The 14645-nt window shown below is 62.2% G+C and carries 18 protein-coding genes and 1 tRNA gene; 11 read left to right on the forward strand and 8 right to left on the reverse strand.

Translation table 11 applies throughout. The features are described 5' to 3' along the window. Nucleotides 1–36 precede the first annotated feature (36 nt). From sucC to IZ6_RS04965, 5 genes are all read left to right on the forward strand, one after another. Nucleotides 37–1236, forward strand: coding sequence for an ADP-forming succinate--CoA ligase subunit beta (gene sucC / locus IZ6_RS04945; protein WP_222876891.1), 1200 nt, complete (start codon nt 37–39; stop codon nt 1234–1236). Between the two features lies 1 nt (nt 1237). Then, a complete protein-coding gene (gene sucD, locus IZ6_RS04950; protein WP_222876892.1) occupies nt 1238–2122 on the forward strand; it encodes a succinate--CoA ligase subunit alpha in 885 nt (294 codons plus the stop codon). 133 nt (nt 2123–2255) lie between these two features. Continuing rightward, nucleotides 2256–2330: transfer RNA gene (locus IZ6_RS04955), tRNA-Gln, on the forward strand. A 124-nt stretch (nt 2331–2454) separates the two neighbouring features. Continuing rightward, nucleotides 2455–2721 carry an SWIB/MDM2 domain-containing protein gene (locus IZ6_RS04960; protein ID WP_222876893.1) on the forward strand — a complete coding sequence of 89 codons (267 nt, stop codon included), beginning with the start codon at nt 2455–2457 and terminating at the stop codon, nt 2719–2721. 117 nt (nt 2722–2838) lie between these two features. Then, nucleotides 2839–3108, forward strand: a complete 270-nt coding sequence (locus IZ6_RS04965) for a PilZ domain-containing protein (protein ID WP_222876894.1) — start codon at nt 2839–2841, stop codon at nt 3106–3108. Here IZ6_RS04965 and folK read toward each other — a convergent pair. From folK to IZ6_RS04990, 5 genes are read right to left on the reverse strand one after another with little or no spacing between them, the layout of a single operon-like run. Beyond that, nucleotides 3090–3566, reverse strand: a complete 477-nt coding sequence (folK, locus tag IZ6_RS04970; protein WP_263971511.1) for a 2-amino-4-hydroxy-6-hydroxymethyldihydropteridine diphosphokinase — start codon at nt 3564–3566, stop codon at nt 3090–3092. The genes IZ6_RS04965 and folK overlap by 19 nt on opposite strands. Nucleotides 3567–3579: 13 nt before the next feature. Beyond that, the gene (gene folB / locus IZ6_RS04975; RefSeq protein ID WP_222876896.1) at nt 3580–3951 is read right to left on the reverse strand and encodes a dihydroneopterin aldolase; all 372 of its coding nucleotides are present in this window, start codon (nt 3949–3951) and stop codon (nt 3580–3582) included. Further along, nucleotides 3948–4775, reverse strand: coding sequence for a dihydropteroate synthase (folP, locus tag IZ6_RS04980; protein WP_222876897.1), 828 nt, complete (start codon nt 4773–4775; stop codon nt 3948–3950). The genes folB and folP overlap by 4 nt, the downstream gene beginning before the upstream one ends. Beyond that, entirely contained in the window at nt 4772–6160 is a 1389-nt protein-coding gene (locus IZ6_RS04985; RefSeq protein ID WP_222876898.1) for a dipeptidase, read from the reverse strand. The genes folP and IZ6_RS04985 overlap by 4 nt, the downstream gene beginning before the upstream one ends. Before the next feature lie 5 nt (nt 6161–6165). Further along, nucleotides 6166–7731, reverse strand: coding sequence for a helicase HerA-like domain-containing protein (locus tag IZ6_RS04990; protein ID WP_222876899.1), 1566 nt, complete (start codon nt 7729–7731; stop codon nt 6166–6168). A gap of 86 nt (nt 7732–7817) precedes the next feature. On the opposite strand from IZ6_RS04990, the gene IZ6_RS04995 reads away from it, so the two are divergent. Genes IZ6_RS04995 through IZ6_RS05005 form a run of 3 tightly spaced genes read left to right on the forward strand, consistent with a single transcriptional unit; the run spans nt 7818 to nt 9334 of the window. Then, nucleotides 7818–8549 carry a DUF1194 domain-containing protein gene (locus IZ6_RS04995; protein ID WP_222876900.1) on the forward strand — a complete coding sequence of 244 codons (732 nt, stop codon included), beginning with the start codon at nt 7818–7820 and terminating at the stop codon, nt 8547–8549. Nucleotide 8550: 1 nt separating this feature from the next. Continuing rightward, nucleotides 8551–8889 (forward strand): hypothetical protein, encoded by a 339-nt coding sequence (locus IZ6_RS05000; RefSeq protein WP_222876901.1) that lies wholly within the window; start codon nt 8551–8553, stop codon nt 8887–8889. Nucleotides 8890–8914: 25 nt separating this feature from the next. Then, nucleotides 8915–9334, forward strand: coding sequence for a hypothetical protein (locus tag IZ6_RS05005; RefSeq protein WP_222876902.1), 420 nt, complete (start codon nt 8915–8917; stop codon nt 9332–9334). 57 nt (nt 9335–9391) lie between these two features. Here the strand turns inward: IZ6_RS05005 and IZ6_RS05010 are convergent, their stop codons facing one another. Further along, complete coding sequence (locus IZ6_RS05010) at nt 9392–9988, reverse strand: superoxide dismutase (protein WP_222876903.1); 597 nt, start codon at nt 9986–9988, stop codon at nt 9392–9394. A gap of 134 nt (nt 9989–10122) precedes the next feature. Here IZ6_RS05010 and IZ6_RS16025 point away from each other — a divergent pair, with 134 nt between their 5' ends. Further along, on the forward strand, nt 10123–10977 hold the full coding sequence (locus tag IZ6_RS16025; protein ID WP_222876904.1) for a hypothetical protein: 855 nt from the start codon (nt 10123–10125) through the stop codon (nt 10975–10977). Between the two features lie 371 nt (nt 10978–11348). Further along, complete coding sequence (locus IZ6_RS05020; protein WP_222876905.1) at nt 11349–11765, forward strand: Ros/MucR family transcriptional regulator; 417 nt, start codon at nt 11349–11351, stop codon at nt 11763–11765. Nucleotides 11766–11828: 63 nt separating this feature from the next. Here IZ6_RS05020 and IZ6_RS05025 read toward each other — a convergent pair whose 3' ends face one another. Further along, nucleotides 11829–12248 carry a SufE family protein gene (locus tag IZ6_RS05025; protein ID WP_222876906.1) on the reverse strand — a complete coding sequence of 140 codons (420 nt, stop codon included), beginning with the start codon at nt 12246–12248 and terminating at the stop codon, nt 11829–11831. A 69-nt stretch (nt 12249–12317) separates the two neighbouring features. Further along, complete coding sequence (locus IZ6_RS05030) at nt 12318–12602, reverse strand: hypothetical protein (RefSeq protein ID WP_222876907.1); 285 nt, start codon at nt 12600–12602, stop codon at nt 12318–12320. Between the two features lie 233 nt (nt 12603–12835). Here IZ6_RS05030 and IZ6_RS05035 point away from each other — a divergent pair, with 233 nt between their 5' ends. After that, complete coding sequence (locus IZ6_RS05035; protein ID WP_222876908.1) at nt 12836–14641, forward strand: PAS domain-containing sensor histidine kinase; 1806 nt, start codon at nt 12836–12838, stop codon at nt 14639–14641. The last annotated feature ends 4 nt before the right edge of the window (nt 14642–14645 follow it).

The raw sequence follows: 14645 nt of genomic DNA on the forward strand, positions 1-14645 counted from the left end.
TCATGACAACGACAACACGGAGAGGGGACGCTCCCCATGAATATCCACGAATATCAGGCGAAAGCCGTGCTGAAGGAATTCGGCGCCCCGGTTTCGCGCGGCATCCCGGCCTTCACGCCGGAAGAGGCCGAAAAGGCAGCACGCGAGCTCGGCGGCCCGGTCTGGGTTGTGAAGTCGCAGATCCACGCGGGCGGCCGCGGCAAGGGCAAGTTCAAGGAACTGAGCCCGGATGCAAAGGGCGGCGTGCGCGTCGTCAAAAGCGTCGAAGAGGTGAAAGCCTCCGCCAAGGAGATGCTCGGCAACACGCTCGTGACGCTGCAGACCGGCGATGCCGGCAAGCAGGTCAACCGCCTCTACATCGAAGAGGGCGCGGCGATCGACAAGGAATTCTACCTGTCGATGCTGATCGACCGTGAGACGAGCCGTGTTGCTTTCGTCGTTTCGACCGAAGGCGGCATGGACATCGAGGAAGTGGCTCACTCCACCCCCGAGAAGATCGTGACCTTCTCGGTCGATCCCGCGACGGGCATCCAGCCGCATCATGGCCGCGCCGTCGCCAAAGCGCTGAAGCTTTCGGGCGATCTCGCCAAGCAGGCGGGCGATCTTGTGACCAAGCTCTACGCCGCCTTCACGGCCAAGGACATGAGCATGCTCGAGATCAATCCTCTCGTCGTCACGAAGGACGGCCAGCTGAAGGTTCTCGACGCCAAGATCTCGTTCGACTCGAACGCCATCTACCGCCATGCGGACGTCGCGGCGCTGCGCGACGAGACGGAAGAGGACGCAAAGGAAATCGAAGCCTCGAAGTTCGAGCTGAACTATATCGCGCTCGACGGCACGATCGGCTGCATGGTCAACGGCGCAGGCCTTGCCATGGCGACGATGGACATCATCAAGCTCTACGGCATGGAGCCGGCGAACTTCCTCGATGTCGGCGGCGGCGCCACCAAGGAACGCGTCACCGCAGCCTTCAAGATCATCACCGCCGATCCGAAAGTGAAGGGCATTCTCGTCAACATCTTCGGCGGCATCATGAAATGCGATGTCATTGCCGAAGGCGTGGTCGCGGCGGTCAAGGATGTGGGCCTCAAGGTTCCGCTCGTTGTGCGCCTTGAAGGCACCAATGTCGAAGCCGGCAAGAAGATCATCAAGGAATCGGGCCTCAACGTGATTGCGGCCGACGACCTCGACGATGCTGCGCAGAAGATCGTCAAGGCCGTGAAGGAGGCCAAGTAAGATGTCCGTACTCCTCACCAAAGACACCAAGGTCATCGTTCAGGGCTTTACCGGCAAGAACGGCACCTTCCATTCCGAACAGGCGCTCGCCTACGGCACCAAAGTCGTCGGCGGCACCTCGCCGGGCAAAGGCGGCTCGACGCATCTGAACCTGCCGGTGTTCGACACCGTCTCGGAAGCGCGCGACAAGACCGGCGCTGACGCGAGTGTCGTGTACGTTCCGCCTCCGGGCGCGGCGGACGCGATCCTCGAAGCGATCGATGCGGAGATTCCGTTGATCGTCTGCATCACCGAAGGCATTCCGGTGCTCGACATGGTACGCGTGCGCCGGGCGCTCGATGGCTCGAAGTCGCGTCTCATCGGACCGAACTGCCCGGGCATCGTCACCGCCGGCGAATCGAAGATCGGCATCATGCCGGCCAATATCTTCAAGCCGGGTTCGGTCGGCGTTGTCTCGCGTTCGGGCACGCTGACCTATGAAGCCGTGTTCCAGACGACGAATGAAGGCCTCGGCCAGACGACGGCTGTCGGCATCGGCGGCGATCCGGTCAAGGGCACCGAGTTCATCGACGTGCTTGAACTCTTCCTGAAGGACGATGCGACGAAGTCGATCATCATGATCGGCGAAATCGGCGGCTCGGCGGAAGAAGACGCCGCGCAGTTCATCAAGGACGAAGCCAAGAAGGGCCGCAAGAAGCCGATGGTCGGCTTTATCGCCGGCCGCACCGCGCCTCCCGGACGCCGTATGGGCCATGCCGGCGCCATCATCTCCGGCGGTAAAGGCGGCGCGGAAGACAAGATTGCGGCCATGGAAGCGGCCGGAATCAAGGTCTCGCCGTCGCCGGCAAAGCTCGGCAAGACCCTGGTTGAAGTCCTCAAAGGCTGAGTTAACCTTTGCAAAACGCCAAAAAGCCGCCCTTTTCGGGCGGCTTTTTCATTGGAGGTAAAAAGAAAGCCGCGTTTCCCGGCTTTACCTTGCGGCGCCCAAAGCGCTTGGTTATCTCGGAAACACCTTCTTTTGGGGCGTAGCCAAGCGGTAAGGCAGCGGATTTTGATTCCGCCATCCCCTGGTTCGAATCCAGGCGCCCCAGCCAGACTTGTTGACTTGTGAACCAAATGAGCCTTTTGCAGAGGGGCTCAGATGACGGAATCGGGTACATTCACAGTAAGCGCCCAAGTCGCCCGGCGGCGCGGGTACATTGAAATTGGAGGAAGAGCATGGCCAAGACACCTGGAAGCAAGCCGAACGCGGCATTCATGAAACCGCTGACGCCTTCGGCTGAGCTCGCTGCCGTGGTCGGCTCGGAGCCGCTCGCACGTTCGGAAGTCGTGAGCAAGATGTGGGAATACATCAAGAAGAACAACCTGCAGAACCCTGCGAACAAACGCGAAATCATTTCCGACGACAAGCTGCAGCCGATCTTCGGCAAGCCCAAGGTGACGATGTTCGAGATGAACAAGCTTCTCGCCGGCCATCTGAAGTGAATTAAAAATACCGCCGGCGGGCCAGTCCCGCCGGTGTCGTCCCGCCGGGGCGTCTTTACGTCTACACCCTTAAATTCCGTAACCTTTCGCTAAGCACGTCCGCACTAGATTGCGGGCATGAACGCTGGCGTTGAAACGGACAACAAGCGTACTGCCGCAAGGTTGCGAAGCCTCAAGGGCGCGCATCTGGTTTTGCCGAACCGCATTGGCACCTTCGCCTGCACGATCCGCAATCTGTCTGCGACCGGCGCCTGCGCCGAGATGCCGTCGACGCTGTCGGTTCCGAACCGCGTGACGCTGCGCATGGATGACGGCACGCCCGAGCGCTTATGTGACGTCGTGTGGCGCACCGAGACGCGCCTCGGTCTTCATTTCGTGACGGACTGATCCCACAAACTGACGCCCGACCGGTCGAGCGCATCGGCCGCTTCATTGACGTTGCGGCCAGAGATGCTGCGCGCGCCGGCGATCTCGCTGAGCGGCACAAGGACGAAAGCGCGCTCGAACAGATGCGGGTGGGGGAGCGTCAGCTCATTGTCCGCTATGCGCTCATCGCCATAGAACAGAAGATCGAGATCGATCCTGCGGGGACCCCAGCGCCGCGATGTCGTGCGGTCGCGGCCAAGCCGCCTTTCGATGTCCAGACACAGGCGCAACAGATCGTGCGGCGGAAGATCGGTCTCAATGAGTGCGCAGGCATTCAAAAACGCGTCCTGGTTTTCATCGCCCCAGGGCGGGGTCTCATAAAGGCGCGAGCGGGAGACAAGCTTCACGCTCGGGCTTTTCTCAAGAAGACGCAGCGCGTCGTTGATCGCCTCAGCCCGGTCGCCAAGATTGGAACCCAAGCTTAAGGCGGCCTCAGCCATGGCGCTGGCGGCGGATCTGAATCTCGACGAAATCGAACACGGCTTCGATCGGCGCGCTCGGTTTGCGGATTGTGACCTCGATCGCGCTGACGATGGGAAAGCGTTCGAAGACGCGCGCCGCGACGCGGTCGGCCAGAGTCTCGAGCAACTTCTGACGCTTCTCGGTGAAGGCGTCGCTGACGACTTTGACGAGGGCGGCGTAATCCACGGTCTTGTCGACGGCGTCGGCGGCAGAGGCGGGCAGGAGGTCGGCCTCGACGACGACGTCGAGATAAAAGCGCTGGCCGATCTCGGCCTCGCCTTCGAAGACGCCGTGATAGGCAAAAAGCGCCAGATTGCGGACGGCGATACGGTCGATACTCATTCTGGTCTCCGGACGGCGTCGAATACGTCGAGCGCCTCGCGATGCGGTTTTATATCGTGGGCGCGGATAATGTCAGCACCATTGGAAACGCCGGCAAGATGAGCGCCGAGCGTGCCGTTGAGGCGGTCCTTGGGATTATCGATCCTCAGAATATGGCCGATAAAGCGTTTGCGCGAGGCCCCCAGCAGGACCGGGAAGCCCAAAGCCGCCACCTCGCCGAGGCGGGTGATGACTTCGGCGCTCTGGCGGGGCGTCTTGCCGAAGCCGACGCCCGGATCGAGGACGATACGGTCATCGGCAATACCCGCCGTCATCGCGATCGACAGCGAGCGATCGAGGAAGCGCTTCACATCGTCCATGATGTCGAGAGTCTCGTCGACGGTTTCGCGATTGTGCATGAGGACGATGCCGGCGCCGAAATCGGCGACGACGCGCGCCATTTCGGTGTCATAGCGCAGGCCCCAGACATCGTTGACGATGGTGGCGCCCGCTTCCAGCGCGGCGCGCGCCGTCTTCGCCTTGTAGGTATCGATGGACAGGGGCGGCAGCCTTCTGCCGCGCAGCGCCTCCAGAACCGGCAGAACACGCGCGATCTCGTCCTCGGCGGAAAGCTTTTCCGCACCGGGGCGTGTCGACTCGCCGCCAATATCGATGAGGTCGGCGCCGTCGCGCGCCATGGCCGCAGCCTGTATGCGGGCGGTATCCGGCGCCAGAAAATCGCCGCCGTCCGAGAAACTGTCGGGCGTGATGTTGAGGACACCCATCAGAAGCGTCCGCGGCCCGATCGGCAGATCGAGATCGCAAAAGCGCCAGATGCGGCTCATTTCCATTCGGCGAGACGCGCGAGAATCCGCGCCCAGGAGCGAGCACCTTTGTGGAAGCTCGACAGCTCGTATTTCTCGTTCGGAGAATGGATGCGGTCATCATCGAGCGCAAAGCCGATGAGCAGCGTGTCCATGCCGAGCTCTTTCTTGAACGCACCGACGATGGGGATCGAGCCGCCCGAACCCATCAGTATGGGCTCCTTGTTCCATTCCTCGCGCAGACCCGAGGCCGCAAGCGCCAGCGCGGGGCTGTCGGCGGCGAGCTCGATTGCGCCCGAGCCACCATGTTCGTGGAACGAAATCTTCGCGCCCTTGGGCAGGCGCTCTGTCAGATATTTGCGGAGGGAAACGCGGATCGCCACCGGATCCTGACGGCCGACAAGACGCAGCGAAATTTTGGCATGCGCCTGCGCAGGAATGACGGTCTTGAAACCTTCGCCGGTATAGCCGCCCCAGATGCCGTTGATCTCACAGGTCGGACGCGCCCAGATTTTTTCGAGCACGCTGCGGCCTTTTTCGCCGGCTTCCCCTTCAAGGCCCGCTTCACCGAGGAAAGCCTTTTCATCGAAGCCGAGGCCGCGCCATTGCGCGGCGATCTGTTCGGGAAGCTCGGATACGCCTTCATAGAAGCCCGGCACGAGCACTTTTCCGTCGGCATCGTGAAGCGATGCGACGAGCGCCGACAGAACCTTGATCGGGTTCTGCGCCGGGCCGCCATACATACCGGAATGCAGATCGCGGCCGGATGTCGTCACCGTGATCTCTTCGCCGACAAGGCCGCGCAGGCGCGTTGTGATCGCCGGCGTCGTTGCGTCCCACATGCCGGTATCGCAGACGAGGGCAAGATCGGCTTTCAGCTCGGCCTTGTTCTGGTCGAAGAACGGCTTCAGCGACGGGCTGCCGGATTCTTCTTCGCCTTCAAGCAGAACCGTGACGGCGACCGGCAACTCGCCAATCGTTTCGATGAAGGCGCGCGCCGCCTCAATAAAGGTCAGAAGCTGGCCCTTATCGTCGGAGGAGCCGCGGGCAACGATGCGCTTGCCGCGCGGGCCGTCTTCCATGCGCGCCTCGAAAGGCGGCGTTTGCCAGAGATCGAGAGGGTCCGGCGGCTGCACATCGTAATGACCGTAGAACAGCACATGGCGTTTGGCGCCCGCGGGCTTGCGATGCGCGACGACCATCGGGTGGCCATTCGTATCGGCAACACGTGAGCTGAAGCCGATGCCCGACAGTTGATCGCTTGCCCATTGTGCGGCCCGGCGGCATTCGGCGCGATAGGTGCTGTCGGTCGAAATCGACGGGATCGCCAGAAACGCGAAAAGGCGCTCAAGGCTCTGCGGAAGATTGGCGTCGATCCGTTGAAGGACGGCGTTCACATCGCTCATGGAGATCAGCTTCTCAGAATGCTGCCGAGAACGCCGCGCACAACCGCGCGGCCGATCGAGCCGCCGACCGAACCGCCGACCGATTTGCCGACACTCGCGGCAATCTGTCCGGCGACGCGGTTCGTCACCGTGCGGGTGACTTCGCGCGCGACGCGCTGGCCCGGCGTGAAGCGTTCGCCGCGCTTTTTATTGGTGCCGAAGATCGAACCGATGATCGACCCGATGCTGCCGCCGACCGGCGCGTCGGCGCCGGGTTCGCCCTTGGCTTCTTCTACAGTCGCCGCGGATTCCTTCGACCGCTTCTGCAGGATCTCATAGGCGCTTTCGCGATCTTCGACCGTGTCGTATTCGCCGGAGACGGGGCTGTTCTGGACGAGGCCCTTGCGTTCGGCTGCCGTGATCGGGCCAAGGCGCGAGGAGGGCGGGCGGATCAGGGTCTTTTCGACCATGCTCGGCACGCCTTTGTCTTCAAGCATCGACACCAGAGCTTCGCCGACGGCGAGCTGGGTGATGGCTTCTTCGGTGTTGAAGGCCGGGTTCTGGCGGAAGGTGGAGGCCGCGGCCTTCACCGCTTTCTGTTCGCGCGGGCTATAGGCGCGCAGCGCATGCTGCACGCGGTTGCCGAGCTGCGAGGAAATGCGGTCCGGAACGTCGAGCGGGTTCTGCGTAACGAAATAGACGCCGACGCCTTTCGAACGGATGAGGCGCACGACCTGCTCGATCTTTTCCAGAAGCGCGCCCGGTGCATCGTTGAACAGAAGATGCGCCTCGTCGAAGAAGAAGACGAGCTTCGGAACATCCGGATCGCCGACTTCCGGAAGCTGTTCGAACAGTTCCGACAACAGCCAGAGGAGGAAGGTCGCGTAAAGACGCGGCGACTGCATCAATTTGTCAGCGGCCAGAATGCTGATAAAACCGCGCCCGTCGCGCGTCGTGCGCATCAGGTCATCGACCTTGAGCGCCGGCTCGCCGAAGAAATTGGCGCCGCCCTGCGTTTCAAGAACGAGGAGGGCGCGCTGGATGGCGCCGACCGAGGTCTTCGACACATTGCCGTAGCGCAGCGTCAGCTGTTCGGCGGTTTCGCCGACACGCGTCAAAAGCGCCTGCAGATCCTTGAGGTCGAGCAGCAGAAGCCCTTCCTGATCGGCGACGCGGAAGGTGATGTTGAGGACGCCTTCCTGCGTGTCGTTGAGATTGAGAAGGCGCGACAGCAGCAGCGGGCCCATTTCGGAAACGGTGGTGCGGATGCAGGTGCCCTGGTCGCCGAAGAGATCCCAGAACAAAGTGGGGAAGGCTTCGTTGTCGTAAGGATCGAGATCGATCTCTTTGGCGCGCTTGACGAGGAAGTCTTTTGCTTCGCCTTTCGCGGCGATGCCTGAAAGATCGCCCTTGATGTCGGGCGCAAAAACCGGAACGCCGGCGTTCGAAAAGCCTTCAGCGAGGATCTGCAGCGTCACCGTTTTGCCGGTGCCCGTTGCGCCCGTGATCAGGCCGTGGCGGTTGGCGAGTTTGAAGGTGAGATATTCAGGCTTGGTGCTCTTGCCGACAAACAGCTTTCCATCCGCGCTCATTGCAGTCTCCCAATCCGATGAGCCCATCTAGCACAGCTGGCTGCGGCTGGCTCGCCTATCCTCACGGCGTCCGCTAAAGTCGCTAGATGACGAGATTTGTTGCCTTTCTGCTCGTCCTTGCCGCGCTGGTGTCCGGCCGCCCGGCGGCGGCGCAGGACATGGTCGATGTGGCGCTTGTCCTTCTTGCCGACGGGTCGGGGTCGATCGATCCCGAAGAGTTTCAGCTGCAGCGCGAGGGCTATGCCGAGGCGCTGACGAGCCCCGAAGTCCTGTCGGCCATACGCTCGAATCCCAGCCAGAGGATCGGCGTCGTGTTCGTCGAATGGGGCGCGCCGTCGAGCCAGGAGATCATCGTCGACTGGACGGTGATCGATGGCGAGGCATCGGCCGCTGATTTCGCTGCGAAGTTGCGTGGGGCGCCCAAAAAGACCTTCGGCTACAACTCCATTTCAAATGCGCTCGATTTCGGTGTGCGCTTGTTGGGGTCTGCCCCCTTTACTGCCGGCCGCCAGGTCATCGATGTGTCGGGCGATGGGCCCAATATCGGCGGCCGGGATATTCTCCAGGCGAGGGACGAGGCTGTGGCCAAGGGCATTACGATCAATGCGCTCGCCATCCGGCAGCCGGGCAGCGTCGTCGCCCCATCGCTTGGCATGCCGCTCGAAGAGTATTATCGGCAAAATGTGATCGGTGGGCCGGGCGCATTCGTAGAGACGGCCGATGGCCGCGGACGTTTTGCGCAGGCCATCCGCAACAAGCTTGTTCTGGAGATTGCGGCGCTCGAGACCGCGCCGCGCCCGCATAATAATGGAGGCTGAAATGAGGAAAGCCCTGTTTGCCGCCTGTGCCCTTGCGGCTCTGCCGCTTCTGCACGAACCCGCCGCCGCCCAGCCGCGCGCGTCCTATGGCGATTGCCGCGATCTGAGTGCGAGCTATGGGCCCGACAAGCTCTGGTGGGGCCGCTTTTCGGGCGGCCGTAAATCCAAATGGGGCTTCAATGACGGCGGAATCGAATACAAGACGACCGAACTTTGCTTCACCTCGCGATCGGATTGCGAGGCGTGGCTCTACCGTTTGAAAAGCGACTGGCAATATATGCCGAGATGGAACGAGTGCGGGCGCGGCTACCGGCCGGGCCGCCCTCCGCGTCCGTTCTGAGTGTTGTGAGATCTGAGGTGTCCGTATGAAATTGAGCTTTGCCCTGGCGCTCGGCGCGCTGACCCTGAGCGCGGGCCTCGGCCTTGCCCAGGACAATCCGTTGTCGGGCGCTGCCGACCGCTTCCTGCATCTGCGTCCGGGCGGTTCGGCGCCGGCGTCTCCTTACGCCTTCGACGGCAATAAATGCGACGGCATTCCGGAAGGGGCGTCTGGCGTGTGGTGGGGCCGCTTTGCCGGCGGCAAAGCGACGTTCCGCGGCAGCGGCGGCGGCCAGAAATACATCACCTACACCAGCGAAGGCTGTTTCCGTACCGCCCGCGATTGCGAGGCCTGGATGTTGGCGCTGAAGACCAAATACAACGCCCGGCCGATCTACAATCAGTGCCGCCGCGGCTATGAGCCGGGCGCCGATGTGCCGCCCTGGTGGTCGCCTGAAAACTACTAGATCCAAACATGAAAACGGGGCCGTAAGGCCCCGTTTTTATTGTAATATCCGGCCGGATTACTTGATCTCGCCGTAGAGCTTTTCGACATATTCCCAGTTCACGAGGTTCTCGAGGAACGCCTTGAGATAGTCGGGACGGCGATTGCGGTAGTCGATGTAGTAGGAGTGCTCCCACACATCGACGCCGAGGATCGGAGTCGCGCCGTGAACCAGCGGGTTCTCGCCGTTCGGGGTCTTCTGGATGACGAATTTGCCGTCCTTGACCGACAGCCAGGCCCAGCCCGAGCCGAACTGGCCGACGCCGGCGGCGATAAAGTCTTCCTTGAACTTGTCGTAGCCGCCGAGATCCTCATCGATCTTCTTGGCGATGGCCCCCGGGGGCTTGCCGCCGCCATTCGGCTTCAGCCAGTTCCAGAAGTGGAGGTGGTTGTAGTGCTGGCCGGCATTGTTGAAGAGCGGCTGATTCTTGCCGAACGAGGCCTTCACGACCTCTTCGACGCTGGCGTTTTCAAGACCCGTGCCCTCGAGAAGCTTGTTGCCCGTCGTGACATAGGCGTTGTGATGCTTGTCATGGTGGAATTCGAGCGTCTCCTTGGACATATAAGAGCCAAGAGCGTCATAGGCATAAGGCAGGTCGGGCAGGGTGAAGGACATCAAGGCGTCTCCCGGTCGTGGAATGGGACTAATTAAGGCTCTGGGGCGGTCCCGGCAACCGAGGTTTGCTGCGCCCTAGAAGGATTTTTGCTCTCTGGATTGAGAAAAGGCCGCCATTGGTACAGTTTCTAGGCATGACTCGACTTCTTTCGCTCCTCGGCGGCTTCCTGATCGCCTGGGGCGGCTTTGTACTCGTGACCGGCGACTTCGTTGCGACGGTCGATATTGCGGCGGGCCTTGTGGCCTCCGGCATCGGCGTCATTGCGCTGGCCCAGGTGGCGAAGGCGCTCGAGCGGATCGCCGGCCTTTTGGCCGAACGCAATCAGATGCCCGTGATGCGCCCGGTCGAGGCGCCGCGCCCCCCGATGCAGGCTCAGCCGCAACCCCAGCCGCAGCCTCACGCTCAACTTCAGCCGCAGCCTCATCCCCAGGTGCCGGTTTCGGGTGAACGCCGGCCGCCCGCCGATCCCGAAAGGCGGCCGCCGCAGGCCGAACCGGATATCAAGCCGCAACCTGAACCCGCCCGCCGCGAAGCGCCTGCCGCGCCGCCGGTGGAAGCGGGGCCGAAGGTCGTCCGGGAAGGGGTGATCGAAGGCCAGCGCTTCCGTTTCTTCGAGGACGGTTCGATCGAGGCCGAGGGCCCGCGTGGCATCAGGCGTTTCCGTTCGATCGAAGAAGCGCGCGAGCAGATCATGCGCGACCGCGCCGAGCCGCCGCAAAACCAGAAACCGGCCCAGCCGCCGGCCGATCGCCGCCCACCGGACGAGGCGCGTGCGCCGCGCATGCCGGCCGAGGCGGAAACACCGCCCGGCCAGCGTCCCGCGGCGAAGCAGGAACAGGATCTGACCTGGGACGCCTATCTGTCCGGCGGGCGCAAGGCCGAGAACGAACCGGCGCGCTTACCCGATGACGATCAGTGGTCGGAGCCGTTCCGCATGCTGCTGCGCGGCGATGCGCCGCCTGCCGATCCGAAAGCCAATAAGCGCTGAGTTTTGGGGCACGGCCATCGCGGCGGTGCCGGTGTCCCGATGCCCGCACGGCAAGCAATTCCATAGACTTGGCTATTGAGATGTTTATGAACGCGCCTACTGTCCGCTGAAGCAACTCAATTGGCGAACATCTAGAAAATCAGCGCTTTTCAAAGTCATTGCGCGTTTTGTCGCGAAAAATAATGCGATTCTATGCTAGGACATCTTGTACGATAGCGCCGAAAGAGTTACGACCTTTCCAAAGTAGGTGGTCACAAGATTCGAAGGGTGGCCGCAGCGCATTGGCGCAAAGCCCCAAGGATCATTCAGGGCTGCCGGAAAGAGGTAAGCTCTTTCCTCAAGGTATCCGCCTATATCAGGATTGCTTTCTTATGCCGGACAACACGAATTCTCCGAACTATGTCGAACTTGCCGCCGATATCGTCTCGGCCTATGTGAGCAACAATTCCGTTGCGACGTCCGATCTTCCTTCGCTCATCAGCGAAATTCATTCGGCTCTGCTGCGCGTTTCCAACGGTGTGGTTGAGACACCGTCGGAGGCGCTGAAGCCCGCCGTGCCGGTCAAGAAGTCGATCACGCCGGACTATATTATCTGCCTGGATGACGGGAAGAAGTTCAAATCGCTAAAGCGGCATTTGCGGACGCAGTACAATATGACGCCCGAGGAATATCGCGAGCGCTGGAACCTGCCGGCCGAATATCCGATGGTTGCTCCGAATTACGCCCAGGCGCGCTCGCAGCTCGCCAAGAAAATGGGCCTCGGCCAACAGCGCCGTAAACGCGGCTGATCCCTGTCTGCTGAATCGGAAAACGCCGCCTTCGGGCGGCGTTTTTGTTTTTGGGGTTACAGGTCAGGCCGCGGCGAGGGCGCGTTCGGCCTCAGCGCGGATGCGGCCGACCATGGATCGGAGGCCGTTTGAGCGCTGCGGCGTCAGATGTTCCCTGAGGCCAAGTCCGTCGAGAACCTGTAGCGCATCCGTTGACCGGATTTCGGAGGCCGGGCGGCCGGAATAAAGCACAAGCAGAACTGCGACCAAGCCTTTGACGAGATGTGCATCGCTGTCGCCGACAAAGGTCAATACGGGATCGGGGCCGGGGCCGACACGCGTCTCAAGCCAGACCTGGCTGGCGCAGCCCTCGACCTTGTTGGCCGCGGTGCGCGCGCTGTCGGGGAAGGGCGGCAGGTCGCGCCCGAGCTCGATCAGATAGCGGTAGCGGTCTTCCCAATCGTCGAGAAGGCCAAAGGATTCGATGATGTCGTCGATACTCATTGGGGCGGAATATGTCGTCTGAAACCCCAAAAGAACAGGGCGGCCCTCAAATTGGAGCGGCCCCGGCTATCAGAGCGAAGCGGGGCGGGGCAGAGGCTGCGGAACGACCGGGCGGCTCGGGGCCGGGGCCATATTCTGCTGGGCGCGCAGGATGAAATCGGCCGGAATCCGGATCGCATCGGCCGTCGCTTTGGCGGTTCCGACGCACTCGCCCGGGTTTTTGGCGCAATAGTCCATGGCGGCGCCGACCATCCGGCCGGCCTGTTCGCCATAGCCGGGCTCGCCTTCATGGCGCGACGGGAGGAAGGCGGAAACCACCGCCAGCCAGAAAATTGCACGCAAAATGAACATCATGGACGAGGTTCCTCGTGTCCGGATGAACCGGCTTCGAGGCCAAGTGTTCCACAAAGCCCCTAAAAACCGGGCCAAACCGGAGGGGCAAATTTGCCTAAAATTGTAGGCAAACGAGCCTAAGTCCGGATCACGCCCATTCATTTTAGCGTTCGCTTAAGCGCGGCCTGCCATATTCGCGGCCTGTTGCGTGGGAGCAGTGGGCGCTGTGCGCGCCCCGGGTAGCGTTGCGTTACATGGCGTCTTTCTCGGCGATCGGCGAATATTTCGCGGGCTTCGTCCATCACTCGGCTGCTGCCGATGAGGTGGCGGCCGCGCGCCATCGCAGCTTCATTCTCGCCCATTTGACGGGCGGCATCATCGCATTCACCGTTTTCCCGCTGGCGCTGCTTCTGCGCGGCGGTGCGCCGTCCGCGGCCGAGATCGCGGTTCTCGCCTGGCTGGTTCTGCCGATCCTGACCGCGCTCGACCTTGCACGTACCGGCAATCTCGAACGCGCCCATTTCCTGTCGGCGGCTTCGCTGGCCGGCATCATCGTCGCCGTCGCCGGTGTGAGCGGGGGGCTTTCCTCCTTTGCGCTGATCTGGCTTCCGCTTCTTTCGTTCGAGGCGGCTTTGTCCGGCTCGCGCCGCGTCATCTTCGCCTCGCTCGGCGCCGGAGCGCTCGCGATCGTTCTTCTTCTCGGCCTCCATGCTGCCGGCCTGCCAGGCGCGACCGCGCCGTCATCTGTATCTTTGAACTATCTGTCGGCGCTCGGCGCGCTTCTTTATGCGACCGGGCTTGCGCTTCGCTGGGACAGCGTGCAGCGCGCAATGGCGCGCGTGCGCATCAGCAATAACGCGCACTATGAGCTTCTCGCCGGCTCCATGTCCGATCTCATCACGCGCCATGCTCCAAGCGGCGCGGTGATGTTTGCATCGCCTGCCGCCTCCAAAGTGATCGGCACGGGCGCAAACGAACTCCTTGGCCGCGGCCTGTTCGAGCGCGTGCACGTCGCCGACCGTCCAGCCTATCTCACCGCGCTGAACAAAGCCGGGCAGGGCGTCGCATCGTCGGCCGAGATCCGCATGCGCAAGGATGTGATCGATGCGCCCTACGGCGCGCCGCCGTCTTTCGTGCATGTCGACATGAATTGCCGGCCCTCCGACAAACTCGATGAAGTTGGCCATGTGCTGACCGTCACGCGCATTGCGGCCGAGCGCAGCGTTGCACCCGCGGTGCCTGCCACGGCTGGGGACAGCGCGCCGCCTGTGCCGGTGCGCCGCGATATCGATACCGCCGAAGCGGCGAAGGGCCGTTTCCTGGCGAGTATGAGCCATGAACTGCGCACACCGCTGAATGCGATCATCGGCTTCTCCGAACTTCTGGCGCATGAAGAGCTTGGAAAGGTCGACGAGAAGCGCCGGCTCGAATATGCACGCCTGATTCATGAATCGGGCCTGCATCTTCTGTCGGTCGTCAACGCGATCCTCGACATGTCGCGCATCGACAGCGGCAATTTCTCGATCGTCGCCGAGCCTTTCTCGTTCCGCCCGGTCGTCTCGTCGTGCCTGCAGCTCTTTGCGCTGAAAGCCGACAAGGCCGCGGTGCGCCTCGTTGCGGATATTCCCGAAGGGCTGCCCGATCTCGTCGCCGACAAGCGCGCCTGCAAACAAATCCTGATCAATCTTCTGTCGAACGCCATCAAGTTCACGGCCGCGGGCGGTGAAGTGCGCATCTCGGCGCATGAGGAACAGACCTCCGTTCGCATCGAAGTCGCGGACACCGGCGTCGGCATTTCCGCTGAGGATCTGCCGCATATCGGCAACTCCTTCTTCCAGGCGCGTTCGTCCTATGACCGCCCCTATGAAGGCACGGGCCTCGGCCTGTCGGTTGTGAAGGGCCTGATCGGCCTTCACGATGGCGGCTTCGACGTGAAAAGCGAAATCGGCAAGGGCACGTGCGTCATCGTGCGCCTGCCGCGTGACCGCGGAGACATCCGCACATCCCCCGCAACCCAAATCCTTCCGCCGCAGCGTGAGCGGCGGGCTGCTATCGGGTAAGAGA

Source organism: Terrihabitans soli (genome assembly GCF_014191545.1).
Taxonomy (GTDB): Bacteria; Pseudomonadota; Alphaproteobacteria; order Rhizobiales; family Methylopilaceae; genus Flaviflagellibacter; species Flaviflagellibacter soli.